15 protein-coding genes are annotated in these 15,672 nt (G+C 60.5%); 8 read left to right on the top strand and 7 right to left on the bottom strand.

The annotated features are described in order from the left end of the window. Positions 1-51: 51 nt before the first annotated feature. Together ACT3TS_RS05400 and ACT3TS_RS05395 are read left to right on the top strand one after the other, a co-directional pair. Positions 52-1,098: an LLM class flavin-dependent oxidoreductase gene (locus tag ACT3TS_RS05400; protein ID WP_444530469.1), complete on the top strand. Its 1,047-nt coding sequence runs from the start codon at positions 52-54 to the stop codon at positions 1,096-1,098. A gap of 75 nt (positions 1,099-1,173) precedes the next feature. Next, a complete protein-coding gene (locus ACT3TS_RS05395; protein WP_444530468.1) occupies positions 1,174-1,467 on the top strand; it encodes a hypothetical protein in 294 nt (97 codons plus the stop codon). 357 nt (positions 1,468-1,824) lie between these two features. Here the strand turns inward: ACT3TS_RS05395 and ACT3TS_RS05390 are convergent, their stop codons facing one another. Continuing rightward, positions 1,825-2,103 (bottom strand): hypothetical protein, encoded by a 279-nt coding sequence (locus ACT3TS_RS05390; protein ID WP_444530495.1) that lies wholly within the window; start codon positions 2,101-2,103, stop codon positions 1,825-1,827. 351 nt (positions 2,104-2,454) lie between these two features. Here ACT3TS_RS05390 and ACT3TS_RS05385 point away from each other — a divergent pair, with 351 nt between their 5' ends. The 5 genes from ACT3TS_RS05385 to ACT3TS_RS05365 all read left to right on the top strand — a co-directional run bounded on the left by ACT3TS_RS05385 (position 2,455) and on the right by ACT3TS_RS05365 (position 8,239). Continuing rightward, entirely contained in the window at positions 2,455-3,387 is a 933-nt protein-coding gene (locus ACT3TS_RS05385) for a sensor histidine kinase (RefSeq protein ID WP_444530467.1), read from the top strand. A 5-nt stretch (positions 3,388-3,392) separates the two neighbouring features. Next, positions 3,393-4,082: a response regulator transcription factor gene (locus tag ACT3TS_RS05380; protein ID WP_444530466.1), complete on the top strand. Its 690-nt coding sequence runs from the start codon at positions 3,393-3,395 to the stop codon at positions 4,080-4,082. Between the two features lie 193 nt (positions 4,083-4,275). Then, positions 4,276-5,319 carry an ABC transporter substrate-binding protein gene (locus ACT3TS_RS05375; protein WP_444530465.1) on the top strand — a complete coding sequence of 348 codons (1,044 nt, stop codon included), beginning with the start codon at positions 4,276-4,278 and terminating at the stop codon, positions 5,317-5,319. Between the two features lie 30 nt (positions 5,320-5,349). After that, positions 5,350-7,098: an ABC transporter permease gene (locus tag ACT3TS_RS05370; protein ID WP_444530464.1), complete on the top strand. Its 1,749-nt coding sequence runs from the start codon at positions 5,350-5,352 to the stop codon at positions 7,096-7,098. Continuing rightward, complete coding sequence (locus ACT3TS_RS05365) at positions 7,076-8,239, top strand: ABC transporter ATP-binding protein (protein ID WP_444530463.1); 1,164 nt, start codon at positions 7,076-7,078, stop codon at positions 8,237-8,239. The genes ACT3TS_RS05370 and ACT3TS_RS05365 overlap by 23 nt, the downstream gene beginning before the upstream one ends. 238 nt (positions 8,240-8,477) lie before the next feature. On the opposite strand, the gene ACT3TS_RS05360 is transcribed toward ACT3TS_RS05365, so the two are convergent. After that, entirely contained in the window at positions 8,478-8,966 is a 489-nt protein-coding gene (locus ACT3TS_RS05360) for a peptidoglycan-binding domain-containing protein (RefSeq protein ID WP_444530462.1), read from the bottom strand. A 384-nt stretch (positions 8,967-9,350) separates the two neighbouring features. On the opposite strand from ACT3TS_RS05360, the gene ACT3TS_RS05355 reads away from it, so the two are divergent. Continuing rightward, positions 9,351-11,024 (top strand): ribonuclease J, encoded by a 1,674-nt coding sequence (locus ACT3TS_RS05355; protein WP_444530461.1) that lies wholly within the window; start codon positions 9,351-9,353, stop codon positions 11,022-11,024. A 164-nt stretch (positions 11,025-11,188) separates the two neighbouring features. On the opposite strand, the gene ACT3TS_RS05350 is transcribed toward ACT3TS_RS05355, so the two are convergent. The 5 genes from ACT3TS_RS05350 to ACT3TS_RS05330 form a co-directional block, all read right to left on the bottom strand. Further along, on the bottom strand, positions 11,189-11,647 hold the full coding sequence (locus ACT3TS_RS05350; protein WP_444530460.1) for a UPF0158 family protein: 459 nt from the start codon (positions 11,645-11,647) through the stop codon (positions 11,189-11,191). Between the two features lie 200 nt (positions 11,648-11,847). Then, positions 11,848-12,231, bottom strand: a complete 384-nt coding sequence (locus ACT3TS_RS05345) for an RNA-binding S4 domain-containing protein (protein ID WP_444530459.1) — start codon at positions 12,229-12,231, stop codon at positions 11,848-11,850. Positions 12,232-12,346: 115 nt separating this feature from the next. Then, the gene (locus ACT3TS_RS05340; protein WP_444530458.1) at positions 12,347-13,348 is read right to left on the bottom strand and encodes a sugar phosphate isomerase/epimerase family protein; all 1,002 of its coding nucleotides are present in this window, start codon (positions 13,346-13,348) and stop codon (positions 12,347-12,349) included. Between the two features lie 3 nt (positions 13,349-13,351). Then, positions 13,352-14,554: a Gfo/Idh/MocA family protein gene (locus tag ACT3TS_RS05335; protein ID WP_444530457.1), complete on the bottom strand. Its 1,203-nt coding sequence runs from the start codon at positions 14,552-14,554 to the stop codon at positions 13,352-13,354. Positions 14,555-14,565: 11 nt separating this feature from the next. Further along, positions 14,566-15,672, bottom strand: a complete 1,107-nt coding sequence (locus ACT3TS_RS05330; protein ID WP_444530456.1) for a Gfo/Idh/MocA family protein — start codon at positions 15,670-15,672, stop codon at positions 14,566-14,568.

Genomic DNA, 15,672 nt, shown 5'->3' with positions numbered 1-15,672 from the left:
CTATATGCGTACGCATGGAATAGTCGGCAGGGGCCCGGCGTTGTGCCAACCATGGACACAAATTTTAAGAAGCGCATCGGATTCCTCTCCTTTGGCCACTACGGAACGGGGCGCGGCTCGCAAACCAATTCGGCGGCCGACGCCCTCCACCAGGCTGTCGACTTGTCCGTTGCCGCCGAGGAGCTGGGCATCGACGGGGCATTCTTCCGTGTCCACCACTTTGCCCGGCAACAGGCGGCCCCATTCCCCCTGATGGCTGCCATTGCTGCCCGCACGAGCCGGATTGAAATCGGCACCGGCGTGATCGACATGCGCTATGAAAACCCGCTGTACATGGCTGAGCAGGCCGCGGCCACTGACTTGATCAGCGATGGACGCCTCCAGCTCGGTGTGAGCCGTGGTTCACCCGAACCCGCCGCCAACGGTGCGGCCGACTTTGGCCATTACCCGCTCGACGGCGAGACGGACGCCGACATGGCCCGGCGCCACACAGCCTCCTTCCGGCACGCCATTTCAGGTGCCGGCGTGGCCGAGCCCGGCGGCCATGCGTCCATGGGCGGTGACCGGCTGTTGCGCATTGAGCCGCAGTCGCCGGGGTTGGCACGGCGCATTTGGTGGGGAGCCGGATCGCGCGCCACGGCCGTATGGGCCGCGCGGCAGGGCATGAACCTGATGAGTTCAACCCTGCTCACCGAAGACACCGGAGTTCCCTTCGACCAGCTGCAGGCCGAGCAAATCCAGCTGTTCCGTGACGAGTGGGCGAAGGCCGGCCACGACTTTGCGCCCCGCGTTTCGGTCAGCCGCAGCGTCATCCCCGTGGTTGACGACGTGGACAACATGTACTTCGGGCTCCGTGCCCAGACGGACGGCAAGGACCAGGTCGGCATGATTGACGGACTGCTCTCCCGCTTTGGCAAGAGTTACATGGGTGACCCCGCCGACATTGCCCGCGACCTCGCCGCCGATGCCGCAGTCCAAGCCGCCGACACGGTCATGCTTACGGTCCCGAACCAGCTGGGTGTTGCCTACAACACGAAGATGCTGGGCAACATTGCCGAGCACATCGCACCCGCGATCGGCTGGATGCCGAACTTATAGGGAACCGAGAATCTGGGGCGCCACTGAGAGGCATGCTGTGTGATGTAGCTCTCGGTGTTCGGTAGAGTTGAAGTCATGGGGAGCGATCGCAATCCCACAGACGGCGACTGGTTCTATGCCCCTGCGCCTCCGGACATGCGCACTTATAGAGAACTCGGGAACTTCACCGTGGATGGCGAGACATTCGCAGTGCGCAGGAGCGACGGCGATGGTTCGACGCATTATGACTGGATCTCTGGGCCCAACGACGGTTATGGTTTCAGCACGTTCGGCAGCACTGAACCACTTAGCCATGAGCAGCGCTTAGCCTCTATTCGTGACTTCCTCGCTGGAATCGACCCCGCAACCGGATATCTCTCCGACCCGTAGGACGAACAAGACTGCCCGCGGTAATGGTGACGGATCTCGAGCCAGCTCGGCGTTGCTTACAACACGAAGGTGCCGGCCGGCATTGCCAAACACACTGCCCCGGCGATCGGCTGGACGCCCAACATCGAGGGGTCCGTTGGCGAACATGCGGTGTAAACAGTTGCAGGTGTGAGGGGAGCAGCCGGCTCCAGGGCGACGTCGGGGCTGCTGTTCAGGAGCTCCGACCAGATGCTGTTGCCTTTCGTGCGTCGCAGATTGAAGCGGTCGAGACGGACGTGGTCCCGCGATTGGGTGGAAGTCGAACCTCTGCCGGTTTTGAAAGTAGGCGGTTTTGGCGAATTTCTCTTTGCAAGCAGACTAAGCACTGTCCTGCGCGACGAGCAGCCCATCGACATATGCGAACACCGGCTGGGGTCTGAACCCCGCGAGGAACACAGAGCGATGCTTGTCGATCCGAACTGAGTGCCGTTCGTTCGCCCCGACTTCGAACTCCCAAGACTTGACTGTACTGAGGGATGCGAAGCGGACGGTATCGACCACGCTCTGTCCATCCACGGTGATCGTGAGGCGGCCCCAGAATTTATCGAAGGAGAAGGCGACGGTGTGCTGTTCCTGTACGCCGACGAAGAAAGTCATAATCACTTCGGCAGCGTATCAGGGGACTCGGAACACTTTGAAACGGCGGCTTCCGCAGTCCCGTGGCTGGCCAGTTTCAAACAATTTGCTCTCAATCGTCGCTCACGGCCGGCTCGCTTCCTGCGACGGCTACCTGGAAACCGGGGTAGCCCGTGGTGGCTTCAGTCATTCATTCTGGTTCTTGGTTGCCACGAAACAGCAAAGCTGGCAGAAGTTCGAACCTTCAGCATAAGAATTCGCTAAGGTGCTGTTCGGTGCAATGCCGCGGCCACCGATTGATGGTGCAGCGCTAGCGAAACACGGGTGAGGGGACTGCTCGGGGGTGACCTCCGTCATGGATAGAATGTCGAGGTGCTCAGCCCCTCAAACCTCAATGATCCCGGTGATGTCCTGTTGGACGTCAAATTCTGGCGAGCCATTGGGCTTCTTCCGCTCATTTTGGGGATCGTGGCGATGCCAGCACTGGTTCTGGGTGTCATTTCCAGCGGTCACGGCTTTCATGCATGGGGAGTGCTGTTCACGGCGCTGGCCGTTGGGGCCTCGCTTGCCGCGGCCTACATTTTGGCCAGACGTCGCCAGATTGGAATGATCACCAATGCCCATCTGCGCACTCTTGCATCTCGGCGGGCGGATCAGGTTTCAATGCTCAGCCACGAGATTCGCACACCACTGGCTGTGATCAAAGGGTCTGCAGAATTGCTCGTGGAGGAGGGGCCAGGACCGCTGACTCCCAAGCAGCAGTCATTTGTGCTCAGGATCCTGGATAATTCTGAACGCATGGCAAATTTGGCGGAGCAGCTGCTGACCCAGGCTCGCATTGAAGCCGGAGTTTTCGAAGTGCGGCCAGCCGTGGTGGATGTGCGCAGTTTGATGCGCAATATCGTTGAGGACCTCGTTCATGTCACGGACGCTCCAATAGTTCTTGATGCGCCTGGGGCCCCCGTGCGTGCCAATGTCGATGCCGCACTTATCAGGCAAGTCGTGACCAATTTGGTGATGAATGCGGCTCGCAGCAACCACGAACTGACTCCTGTGCAGATACGCCTCACTTCGGGAGAAGGCCAGCTGCTGGTCTCTGTCAGTGACGGTGGTTCCGGGATGAGCGAAGAGCAGCGGGACAGGCTGTTTAAGAGATTCTCCAGTGGGCGGCCCTTGGGTAACGGAACAGGTATTGGTTTGTTCATTTCCCAGCAAGTCATTGAGTTACACGGGGGACGGATTTTTGTTGACACGATTACTGGTGGAGGAACGACAATGATGTTTACCCTGCCCCTGAAGGCGTAAGAATAATGGTCGTAGATGCCCCTCTGGTCTTTGTTGTAGACGATGAGCCCGCCATGCTCGATATTGTGACATTTGCTTTGGAAACCCAAGGTTTCATGTACCAGTCGTTCCGGTCTGCGGAAGCTGCTTGGACAGCTATGCGGAACACGACTCCAGACTTGGTCGTCTTAGACGTCATGCTCCCGGGAGTTTCCGGAATCACCATGTGCCGGCGCATCAAGGCCAGCACTCAAGTACCGGTCATTCTGTTGACGGCAAAAGGGGAGAGCGCGGATCGGATTGCCGGCCTTGAGGCGGATGCCGACGACTACATCGTCAAACCATTCCATCCGCGAGAGCTTGCCCTGCGTGCTCAGCGGCTGGTTCGCCGTCAGTCAGGTTCGGGGCTCGCGATTGCGGCGGGTCCGTTTGCGTTGGACCCCGCGGGTGACAACGTCATGGTGAATTCAGTACGGGTACCGCTGACACCCAATGAATTCAAAGTAATGACGGCGCTCGTTTCTCAACCCGGAAAAACTCTGGTCTTTGACCGACTGCTGCTCGCCGGCTGGCGCGAGACCGACCGTCTAGGCGGGCGCCAGATGCTCAAGACCGCCGTTTACAGGCTGCGACACAAGCTCGAGTCTGCAGCTCCTGGTGCCGGGGAATGCATTGAGAGCGTCAGGGGTTCGGGTTACCGCCTCAACATCGATTGACAGGATTGCTGCGGCCGGCCCGCCACAATTGGAAGCGCTGCTCAAGTCGGTGGTCACAGTACTGTGACCATTGTCGGCTGAACTGTGACTCAATTCATGCGCAGCCTTACCTAACGTTGAATTCATCACCCGCACTTACGTGCGTTCCGCTTCGTGCACACTGAAGTGCACCCGCCAGTAAGGAGCCGTTTCCATGGGACGGTACATCAAAAAAGCAGCAGCACTCTTCGCCGTTGGGGCATTAGCGTTGACTGGATGCAGCGCCACCGCTGCCACAAGTGGGGACGATGATTCACTGACATTTGTGTGCAGCCCGCAGGAGGACTGGTGCCAGCTCGTTGCTGCCGAATTCACGAAAGCGTCAGGAATCAATGCCAACTATGTTCGTCTCAGCGGCGGCGAGGCGGTTGCAAGGCTGACCGCAGCAGGCGAAACCCCTGAATTTGATGCTTGGTTTGGGGGTGGCGCCGATGGTCATATTGCGGCCGAAGAGGAAGGGCTGATTGAGAAGTTCGTCCCTGAAAATGCAGCCCAAATTCCCGAAGAGTACAAGGACCCGGATGGGTTCTGGACTGGCATTTATGCTGGCGCATTGAGTTTTTGTTCCAATACGGACGTGTTGAACAAGATCGGCGTCGTCGCTCCGGAATCGTGGAACGACCTCCTAGACCCGAAGTTGAAGAAGAATGTAGCCATGGCCCACCCGGGAACCTCCGGGACGGCCTACCAAGCAGTGTGGACACAAGTCATGCTCAATGACGGAAGCCAAGATGCGGCAATCGACTACTTCACAAAGATGCACAGTAACGTCTTGCAGTACTCCAAGAGCGGCAGCGCTCCGGGCCAAATGGCGGGCCGCGGCGAAGTCGGTGTCGGCGTCATCTTTGCCCAGGATTGCCAGAAGTTCATCAATGAGGGATTCACTCAACTCAAGACGACCTTCCCCAAAGAAGGTGCCACCTTTGAAGTTGGTGCAGTGTCCCTGATCAAGAACGCTAAGCACCCCGAAGCCGCCAAGAAGTTCATTGAGTGGACGCTCACCGCAGAGGCTCAAGATCTTGCTGCGACGGTCGGAAGCTACAGCCTGCCGACCAACCCCGACGCCGTCATCACCGATGACATGGTGGACACCTCAACGCTGAAGCTGCTGGACGGCGACATTCGAGAAATGGGAGAGGCAAGGAATGAGCTCACGTCCCGGTTCGACAGGGAAGTTGCTCCGGCACCCAAGAGCTAGCCGAACCTTCCTCAGAACCGAAAGAATCTTATGACTATTCCATTGCTTGATTCCCCAGCCTCGGGCAGGATCCAGGTATCCAAACCGGGCGGGAGCGTTCACAAGAAGCGTGCCAAAGACCTCAGCGTCATCATCCTCACCACGATCGTTTGCGCAATCCTCCTGATGATCATCGGCTTCCCGCTCTTCGGGTTGCTTTCATCGGCTTTCGCGCCGAAAGGCCTGGAGGTCCTGGGCCGCATGGTGACTGACCCCGTCAATCACCGCATCCTCGGTAACACCCTGCTCCTTGGTTTGGTCGTTGGCGTTACTGGCACACTCGTGGGCTTCCTCTTCGCATATGCACACGTCAAGGTGAAATTCCGAGGCAAACGGGCACTACATCTCTTGGCAATGATCCCGATTGTTGCGCCACCATTTGCGGTTGCAACCGCTGTCATCACATTATTTGGCCGCAATGGGGCCGTCACCAACGGGATTTTCGGGTGGCAGGCTGACATTTATGGGCTGCCCGGACTGACGATTGTTTTGTCTCTGTCGTTCTTCCCTGTGGCCTATATGAATATCCGCGGCATGTTGGAAAGCCTTGACCCGTCGCTCGATGAAGCAGCGGCAGGCCTTGGCGCTGGCAAACTGCGTGTCTTCTTCACAGTCACCATCCCCATGCTGGTCCCAGGACTCGCAGGGTCGTTCTTGCTGTTGTTCGTGGAATCAATCGCGGACCTGGCCAATCCACTGGTGCTTGGTGGGGACTACACAGTCCTGGCCAGCAGGGCATATCTTGCCGTCACAGGTGAGTTCAACATGCAGGCTGGCGCTGCGTACTCATTGACGCTCATGCTCCCAGCGCTGCTCGTCTTCCTTGTGCAGCGGTACTGGGTGTCCCGGAAATCGGTGGTCTCGGTGACCGGGAAGCCGGCAGGCACCACGGAACAGATCAGTGCGCCCGTCATCAGAGTCCCAATCCTGGTTCTCGTCGGGTTCTTGGCCGCGCTCATTGTGTCCATCTACGTGACCGTGCTGGCGGGTGGCTTCATGAAAGTGCCGGGTGTGAACAACACGTTCACACTGGCTCACTACCAATTTGTTCTCAACGGTCTTGGTTCCAAGGCCATGGTGGACACCACGATCTTGGCCCTGATCGCTGCCCCCATTGCTGGCATCCTGGGCATGCTCATCGGATGGTTGGTCGTGCGCAAACTGAAACGGGCCAGCGGACTCATAGACTTTGTGGGCATGTTGGGGCTGGCCGTTCCCGGTACCGTCCTGGGCATTGGTTACCTGATCACCTACAACTCACCGGTCAACATATTCGGACTGCAGGTCTTCCCGGCGCTCGCAGGCGGGTCCGCCATCTTGGCAGGAGCCGTAGCCATCGTGATGGTTTACATAGCTAGGTCTTTGCCGTCCGGGCAACGCGCAGCGGTGTCTGCCTTGCAACAGATGCATCCGGCCATTGAAGAGGCGTCAACGTCGCTGGGCGCAGATTCAGCCACGACATTCCGTAAGGTCACCCTGCCACTGATCCAGTCCGCACTTTTGACTGGCTTGACCTTTGCTTTTGCCCGGTCGATGACCACACTCTCGCCCATTATTTTCCTGACGACACCCGGCATCAGAATCATGACCTCGCAGATTCTGGCGGAAGTTGATTCAGGCCGTTTCGGCAACGCCTTTGCCTACTGCACGGTTCTGATCGGAATTGTGCTTATCGTCATTCTCATTTTGAACGTCATTATCCGAAAGGTGGTCTTCCGTGGACAATCTCACCGCCGCTGACCCAATTGCCGACACCTCCGAAGCCATCGAATTTTCGCCAGCCGAAGAAAGCGGACAGGTCACGTTGTCCGCTCTAACAAAAAGATACGGCAGCCGCGCCGATGATCCTATCGCCGTCGACAACGTCGACCTGCATATCAACGCAGGCGAATTCGTGACCCTGTTGGGTCCTTCAGGCTGTGGCAAGACGTCAACCCTGCGCATGATTGCCGGCTTTGAGACTCCCAGCTCCGGGCATGTCGCCGTTGACGGAGTCGACATGGTGTCGGTGGCGCCCAACAAACGGCCCATGTCGATGGTGTTTCAGTCCTATGCACTCTTCCCTCACCTGTCGGTGCGCCAGAATGTTGCCTATGGGCTGAAGCTGAAGAAGACGTCGGACAAACGACTAAAGGAAGAAGTCGACACTGCTCTGACCATCATGAACCTCATACCGTACGCTGACAGGGCGCCGCATCAGTTGTCGGGTGGCCAGCAACAGCGGGTGGCGCTTGCCAGGGCTTTGGTCATGAGGCCCAAGGTTTTGCTTTTTGATGAACCGCTGTCCAATCTCGATGCGAAGCTCCGTGTGCAAATGCGCAATGAAATCCGCCGGCTGCAAAAGCGTCTCGGGATCACCAGTATCTTCGTCACCCACGATCAAGACGAGGCCATGACCCTCTCTGACCGGATCGTGGTCATGAATCAGGGGCAGATTGAACAAATTGATACCCCGGAGCGTGTTTATCGGCGTCCCTCGTCCATTTTCGTGGCGGATTTCATTGGGCGTGCCAACTTCTTGGACGCGACGCTGCTGGCTGAGCCGGTGGTGAATCGGGCCAGGGTATTCGCTTTGGGACGAGAACGGGACGTTGAAACACATGACGACGTCACGCTCGAAGGGGAAGTGCTGCTCATGGTGCGTCCCGAATCGGTATTGCTGACCCTCAACCCGGAAGCGGACACAGTCCACGGGGAAGTCGGCCGTGTACTCAGCGTCATCTTCCACGGTGAATCTGTTGAGTATGAAGTTGAAACGGACTCGGGCAGCATAGTTGCGCTTGTATCCGATGCCGCGGCCAGCGAGATTTTCGAGGTCATGGACACCGTCAGTGTCGGTATCAAAGCGGACCGAGGGTGGCTGCTTCCTGTGGTCCCGTAACTGGTGCGGTGCCAGCGAAACCCGGGTCCCGTCGTCGTGCCTTCCCGAGCACATCAGCTGTCTTTTTAGGAAGGACGCCGGCGGGACTCGGCTTCGGAGGCACACATCACCCCGTGTGGGGTTGAATAGGTTTATGTTGGCGGAGGGACAGTATCGCCGCGCTCGGCACGATGATTTCCTTCGGAAATCGGTAACGGCTTGTTGTTCCGTGCGGCGAGCTCTGCAGTAGTGCCGGGAGCTAGTACCGGGAAATGGTCTTGTATCCGATGCCTGTGGACGTTTCGATTTCCACGTAGCAGCCAGCCTTGTAGGCGGCCCGCCAGGCCGCATTCTGCGTCGCGCCGGAACTCTTGTAGTTAAAATTCACCTGACCGGCATAGAAGCAGAGTTGATTCCAGGTTTTCCGGCCGACGATCCCGTCTGACGTCAGTCCTGCGAACTTCTGAAAACGCCGCACCTGTGTATAAGTGCTGGTGCCAAGGCTGTTGTCGACCGTGAGCCCGTAGCCGCCATAGCGTGAGCCGTAGCCGACGTTGACGCCGTTGAGCATTCGTTGGATAGTGGCGATGCAGGACGAGTATCCGCCGCGCGCGTATTTGTATGCGTTGCACCCTTTGTTTGATGAACCGCTGTACGCCTCCGCTTGGGACGATGGTGCGACTGACCCGACGCCGGTGAGGGCAATGGTGAGAGCAGCGACAATTGCAGTCTTCCTGAGAACCTTCATTATGACTCCCCAGTCTCATTGATCCAATTTCAGATGTGTCCCAGCTCATATCAGCAGAGTGTTGCTGTCAAGTGGCTTCGCGCAAGGGATCGGTAACACGCATTGGCTGTTGCCAAGCTGTGGCACGGCCCGACGGCCGTTATCGGGAGGCCGCGGACAAGGTATGTAGGCCGGGCGAGGTGAGGTCCCGCCGTCGAGCATTCACCGGCGTTTAGCGGACGACGGCGGCATCTGGCATTACCGCTGTGGAGGCGGTGGTAAAATCAGCTAAGCAACCCCCTAAATTTTTAGCGATACCGGTCAGTCCCTGGCCGAAAGAATCGCAACAAACGGCGGCGCAACATCGCCAGCCTGACGCCCACAACACCATAAAGTCTGGAATCCATGAGAAGAACTGTTCGCCAAAGCCCGCCCGCCCTCGCCGATGGTGCCATGCGCATCGTCGCCCTCGGAGGTTTGGGGGAGATCGGCCGCAACATGACCGTCTTCGAATATGCAGGCAAGCTGCTTATTGTCGACTGCGGCGTGCTGTTCCCTGAGGAGCACCACCCCGGCGTTGATTTGATCCTGCCTGATTTCTCTTATTTGAAGAACCGCTGGCAGGACGTTGTCGGCCTGGTGCTGACCCACGGTCACGAGGACCACATCGGTGGTGTCCCGTACCTGCTCAAGCACCGCGGTGACATCCCCGTCATCTCCGCCAAGCTGACCCTGGCCTTCCTGAAGACCAAGCTCGACGAGCACCGGATCAAGGGCAAGATGATCCAGGTCAAGGAAGGCGACCGCCGCAAGTTCGGCCCGTTCGACGTCGAATTCCTGGCAGTCAACCACTCCATCCCGGACGGTCTGGCCGTTGCCATCCGCACGCCTGCCGGCCTGGTGCTGGAAACCGGCGACTTCAAGATGGACCAGTTCCCGCTGGACAAGCGCATCACCGACCTGGCCGGCTTTGCCCGCCTGGGCGAGGAAGGCGTGGACTTGTTCATGCCGGACTCCACCAACGCCGAAGTGCCCGGCTTCCTGGCGGCTGAAGCCGACCTGATCCCGGCCATCGACCAGGTCATGCGCACGGCCCCGCGCCGCGTCGTGGTGTCCAGCTTCGCCAGCCACGTCCACCGCATCCAGCAGATCATCGACTCGGCGCAAAAGTACAACCGCAAGATCGCCTTCGTTGGCCGCTCCATGGTCCGCAACATGACCACGGCACGTGAACTGGGCTACCTGAAGATCCCGCGCGGCATGCTCGTTGACGCCAAGGAACTGGAAAAGATGGCCCCCAACAAGGCGGTTCTCATCTGCACCGGTTCACAGGGCGAGCCCATGGCCGCGCTGGCACGCATGGCCAACGGCGACCACCAGATCAACCTGACCGAGGGCGACACTGTCCTCTTGGCCAGCTCGCTGGTGCCCGGCAACGAGTCCTCGATCTACCGGCTCATCAACGACCTCACCAAGCAGGGCGCCAACGTCATCCACAAGGGCAACGCGAAGGTACACGTCTCCGGACACGCCAGCGCCGGCGAGCTTGTGTACTGCTACAACCTGGTCCGTCCCAAGAACGTCATGCCTGTGCACGGTGAATACCGCCACCTGAAGGCCAACGCGGGCCTGGCTGTCCGCACCGGCGTTGACCCGAAGAACGCGTTCATCGTTGAGGACGGCACCGTGCTCGACCTCAAGGACGGTGTGGCCAAGATCGCCGGCAGCGTTCCCGCCGCATACGTGTACGTCGAGAACATGGTTGCCGGCGCGGCGACGGAGGAGTCCCTGGAGGACCGCCTCCGCCTGGGTGCCGATGGTGCCGTGACTCTGTTGCTGATCGTCAATCCGGACACCGGAAAGATCGAAGAAGATCCGGAATTCTTCCCCGTGGGCTTCAACCTCACGCCGAAGGACCTGGAGAAGGCCAACGGAATTGTGGAGAAGACCGTCACCGGACTCCGCGGCGAGAAGACGGGCCCGGTTGCCGAAAAGGCGATCGCCGAGGCGCTGCTGCGCTGGTCCGACCGGGCGCTGCGCCGCAAGCCGGTCTACACCGTCATCATCGTCGAGGCGTAAACCTCCCGCTGGTTTCGCTGGTCCCGGCGGTTCGCTGGGCGAGATGCTGCCGCCGTCGTACTTTTTCAAGTACGACGGCGGCAGCTGGCTTTAACGGTGTGGTTGCCTCCGGAGCGGGCCGGGCAGGCGGCTTCGCGGCGGGGTTCACTGCTCACGTTTCAGGGTCACGGGCTCGTGGCCAGGGCGGTTTCGGCTTCTTCCGGGCTGATCAGCTCGTTGTCCCGCAACCACTCGATGGCCCGGACTTTCATTGCGGCGTCGTGAAATTCGTACCACCGGGCGAGTTCGCCCGGCAGTTGGTGGATTGCGTCCCTAAAGTGGCGGAACGGCTTGTTGCGGTCGATTGACAGAGTGAGCCGGTCCCGGTGGCGGGCGTCCTGAACGCCGGAAATGAACTGTTCCATGTCCCGATAGCCCTCGTAGGAATCAATCGGATCGATGCGAATGCCGCCGCGGTCGTCCACATCCCAGCCCTCGGTGTCTGCCTCATCCGCAACTTCTTCGCTCCACATTTCAATCGTGCCCGTGGCCGGATCCACCCAGAAGAACGTTTCGTAATCCATGAAATGGTTCTCCAGCGCCATGGCCAGATCCTCAAGATCAAAGTTTTTCAAATGCAACACGGCTCGGCCCTCCGCAACGGGTGTTTGGAATTGTGCAATCCCCACAAACACTATGGTTCCCCTCGACGGCAGCGAGAGCAAGGGCTTGGCGAGACGCGTTGCGGCCATCCGTCCGCCGCAGGGCCGGAGCTTTGGCCGTCAACGTCACGGCCGGGTCGTTGTGATGCTCTACTCGCCGAAGGCCGCCCAATTGAGCCTCGTCAGTCTTCGCCGCGCAGCTTGTCCATGTCCCGCCGGTCCTTTTTGGTGGGCCGGCCGGTGCCGCGGTCACGCTGCGGGAGGCCGAGCGCGGGCAGGACGGGGCGCGGGGGAGTGTGGTCGGTAAAACAGTGAGAGGCCGCCTCGGCGCCAACACGTTTGTTGATGAGCCGGCGTACTTCCAGAATCCTGTCGTAGCCGGGCTGCCGAACGCGGATGGTGTCGCCGGGAACCACTGTTTGGGCGGCCTTGGCGTTGGCATCGTTGAGTTTCACATGGCCTGCGCGGCAGGCGGCAGTGGCCATGGACCGGGTTTTATAGGCCCGGATGGACCACAGCCACGCGTCAATGCGCACCGAGGCCGGTGCGTTCTTGGGGATGCTCATAGTCCAACCACTCTATCTCGAGCCCGCGCAACGAAAAATGCCGCCGCTCCCGTAAAATGCCGCCGGTGCACCGGGCGGCAAAATGCGGGAGCGACGGCATTTGTGAAACGGAAGGTCAGTCCTGGTTGCTGAATGCGGCGTCGAAGGACAAGGCAGACGGGGCAAAGTCGAACTTCTTCAGTGCCGCAAGTGCCTCTGGCGCACCCTGCAGGCGGTCCATGCCCGCGTCTTCCCACTCAATGGAGATGGGGCCGTCGTAGCCGATGGCGGTCAGCGCCCGGAAGGAAGATTCCCAGGGCACGTCGCCGCGTCCGGCCGAGACGAAGTCCCAGCCGCGGCGCGGATCGCCCCATGGCAGGTGCGAGCCCATCACGGTGTTGCGGCCGGTGGGGCGCAGCTTCGTGTCCTTGCAGTCAACGTGGTAGATCCGGTCCTTGAAGTCCCAGATGAAGGAGACCGGGTCAATGCCCTGCCACATGAAGTGGCTCGGGTCCCAGTTCAAGCCGAACGCCTCGCGGTGGCCGATGGCTTCAAGGGAACGAACTGTGGTCCAGTAGTCGTAGGCAATTTCGGAAGGGTGCACCTCGTGGGCGAAGCGCACACCGCACTCGTCGAATACGTCAAGGATCGGGTTCCAGCGGTCGGCGAAGTCTTGGTACCCAGCCTCAATGACGGATTCCGGGACGGGCGGGAACATGGCGACGTACTGCCAGATCGACGAGCCCGTGAAGCCAACCACCGTCTTGACGCCGAGGGCCTGGGCCAGCCGTGCGGTCAACTTCATCTCCTCGGCGGCCCGCTGACGCACACCCTCGGGGTCGCCGTCGCCCCACACCTTGCTGCCAACAATGGCCTGGTGGCGGAAGTCGATGGGATTGTCGCATACGGCCTGGCCCTTGAGGTGGTTGGAGATGGCCCACACCTTCAAGTTGTAGCGGTCCAGTAAGGCAAGCTTGCCGGCGACATAGCCGGGCTCGTCCCATCGCCACGGATCCAGGTGGTCGCCGGAACAAGCGATTTCCAGTCCGTCGTAGCCCCACTCGGAAGCCAAACGGGCCACTTCTTCAAACGGGAGGTCGGCCCACTGGCCGGTGAACAAGGTATAGGGGCGTGCCATGGGTTAGTCCTTTGACGTGAAGGTGGGAGACATGAAGGTGGAAGTCGTGGGGACGAGGGAGGAAATGGAAACGGTGGCGCCATCAACGGCTGCGGAAGCTTCGATGCCCGCAAGCACCTGCTGCACGCCGAGCCCTTCCTCGAACGACGGCGAGGGGTCGGTTCCGTTGGCAATGTTCAGCAGGAAGTCGCGAATCTGATGGGTGAAGCTGTGCTCCCAGCCAATCACATGTCCCTGCGGCCACCACCCTGAAATATAGGGGTGTTCGGGTTCGGTGACCAGGATGCGCCGGAAACCCTGGACCTCGATGGGCTCGGTGCCGTTGAGGAAGTACAGTTCGTTGGGGTTTTCCAGGTTGAACGTAATTGACCCGGTTGTGCCATATACCTCAACGCGCAGGGCATTCTTTTGTCCCAGCGCCACCCGCGAAACGTCAACGCTGGCCACGGCGCCGCCGGCCAGGGACAGCGTTGCCCACACTGCGTCGTCGACCGTGACGGGTTCCGGCCCGTCCGGACCCGGCCGCTCGGTGGTAAAGGTGTGGAGCTTGCCCGAGACGGAGGTGACGGTGTCCCCGAGCAGGTGTTGGATCTGGTCGATGGCGTGCGAGGCAATGTCGCCCAGTGCGCCCGATCCTGCGGTTTCCTTGCGCAGCCGCCACGTCATGGGCGCCTCGCTGTCAGCGAGCCAGTCCTGCAGATACGACGCGCGGACCTGCCTGATGGTGCCCAGCTCGCCGTCCTCGATGAGCTTGCGGGCCAGGGACAGGGCAGGCACGCGGCGGTAGTTGAAACCCACCATGGAGCGCACGCCCACCCCGCGGGCGGCCTGTGCTGCAGCCACCATCTCCTCGGACTCGGCCAGTGAATTGGCCAGCGGCTTCTCCACCAGCACATGCTTGCCCGCGGCCAGGGCCGCCGTCGCAATTTCGGCGTGCAGCCAGCCCGGAGCGCAAATGTCCACAATGTCTATGTCATCGCGGGCAATGACCTCCCGCCAATCCGTGGCCGACTCGCTCCAGCCGTACTTCTTCGCAGCAGCAGCCACGGCGTCGGTGTTTCTGCCGACCAGCACTTTCTGCTCAAAGTCGGGAACGTCAAAGTGGTTTGCCACTGTGCGCCACGCGTTGGAATGCGCCTGGCCCATGAACGCGTAGCCAATGGCGGCCACGCCCAGCGGGCGGGAATCGGAGGAGGGGGAGGTCATGTCAGCGGTTCCTAGATGGTTGCTTCGGTGGGTGCCCAGTCAACGGGCAGGGGTGCCGAGACCGTGGCGGTGCTGGCGACCTGGACGAATTCGCCGCTGTCCACGGATTCGGAGATGGAAACCATGGCGTCGAGGACGTGGAAAGCCTGCTCGCCGGTGGCCCGGTGCGGGACGCCGGCGCGGATGGCACGGGCCATGTCGAGCACGCCCAGTCCGCGGCCGTTGGCAGGCCCGACGGCGGGGATGCTCGTCCAGTCCTCGTCGTCGCGCTTGAACAACTGGATGTCGCCGTCGAAGTTGTTCGGGTCGGGCAGCGAGATGGTGCCCTCGGTGCCGGTGATCTCCACGAAACCCATGCGGGGCCGGGGCGATTCGAAGCTGAACACGCTGTGCGAGGAGGCGCCGGACTCAAACTGGGCAATGGCGCTGACATGGGTGGGAACCTCGACGTCGAACACCTCGCCTTCCTTGGCGCCCGAACCAATGGTGCGGGTGGGGAAGGCGGTGCTTCCGACTGCGGCCACCTTGGCAATGGGGCCAAAGGCCTGCACCAGCGTGGTCAAGTAGTAGGGCGCCATGTCAAACAGCGGACCGGCGCCTGCCTGGAACAGGAACGCGGGGTTCGGGTGCCAGGACTCCGGCCCGGGGGACTGGAACATCGTCAGCGCCGTCAGTGGTGTGCCGATCTCGCCGGCGTCGATCAACCGGCGCGCGGTTTGCAGTCCCGCACCAAGGAAGGTGTCGGGTGCGCAGCCGAGCCGCACTCCGGCAGCCTGCGCTTCCTTCAACAGGCCCAGGCCGCTTTCACGGTCAAGGGAGAACGGTTTTTCCGTCCACACGTGCTTGCCGGCCCGGACTGCGGCCGTGGCAACTTCCACGTGGGCTGCCGGGATGGTCAGGTTCACAATGATTTCGACGTCGGGATGGTTCAGCGCCGCGTCAACGCCACCGGAAATTTCGATGCCATACTCGGCGGCCCGGGCGGCGGCAGCTTCCTCAAAGAGGTCCGCAACGACAAGCACCTTTACGTCGGGGAACGTGACCAGGTTGTCAAGGTACTGCTTGCTGATGTTGCCGGCGCCAATGAAGGCGATGCCGACGGGTCCTGTTTTTGCCAT

The organism is Specibacter sp. AOP5-B1-6 (assembly GCF_052376555.1).
In the GTDB taxonomy this organism is placed as follows: domain Bacteria; phylum Actinomycetota; class Actinomycetes; order Actinomycetales; family Micrococcaceae; genus Specibacter.
The sequence above is the reverse complement of the archived record's forward strand: the minus strand, read 5'-3'. Positions and strand labels throughout refer to the sequence as shown.

Coding starts and splice junctions, on each gene's coding strand:
- ACT3TS_RS05400 (WP_444530469.1), top strand. CDS start 52: ATGGACACAAATTTTAAGAAGCGCATCGGATTCCTCTCCTTTGGCCAC.
- ACT3TS_RS05395 (WP_444530468.1), top strand. CDS start 1,174: ATGGGGAGCGATCGCAATCCCACAGACGGCGACTGGTTCTATGCCCCT.
- ACT3TS_RS05390 (WP_444530495.1), bottom strand. CDS start 2,103: ATGACTTTCTTCGTCGGCGTACAGGAACAGCACACCGTCGCCTTCTCC.
- ACT3TS_RS05380 (WP_444530466.1), top strand. CDS start 3,393: ATGGTCGTAGATGCCCCTCTGGTCTTTGTTGTAGACGATGAGCCCGCC.
- ACT3TS_RS05375 (WP_444530465.1), top strand. CDS start 4,276: ATGGGACGGTACATCAAAAAAGCAGCAGCACTCTTCGCCGTTGGGGCA.
- ACT3TS_RS05370 (WP_444530464.1), top strand. CDS start 5,350: ATGACTATTCCATTGCTTGATTCCCCAGCCTCGGGCAGGATCCAGGTA.
- ACT3TS_RS05360 (WP_444530462.1), bottom strand. CDS start 8,966: ATGAAGGTTCTCAGGAAGACTGCAATTGTCGCTGCTCTCACCATTGCC.
- ACT3TS_RS05355 (WP_444530461.1), top strand. CDS start 9,351: ATGAGAAGAACTGTTCGCCAAAGCCCGCCCGCCCTCGCCGATGGTGCC.
- ACT3TS_RS05345 (WP_444530459.1), bottom strand. CDS start 12,231: ATGAGCATCCCCAAGAACGCACCGGCCTCGGTGCGCATTGACGCGTGG.
- ACT3TS_RS05340 (WP_444530458.1), bottom strand. CDS start 13,348: ATGGCACGCCCCTATACCTTGTTCACCGGCCAGTGGGCCGACCTCCCG.
- ACT3TS_RS05335 (WP_444530457.1), bottom strand. CDS start 14,554: ATGACCTCCCCCTCCTCCGATTCCCGCCCGCTGGGCGTGGCCGCCATT.
- ACT3TS_RS05330 (WP_444530456.1), bottom strand. CDS start 15,672: ATGGCAAAAACAGGACCCGTCGGCATCGCCTTCATTGGCGCCGGCAAC.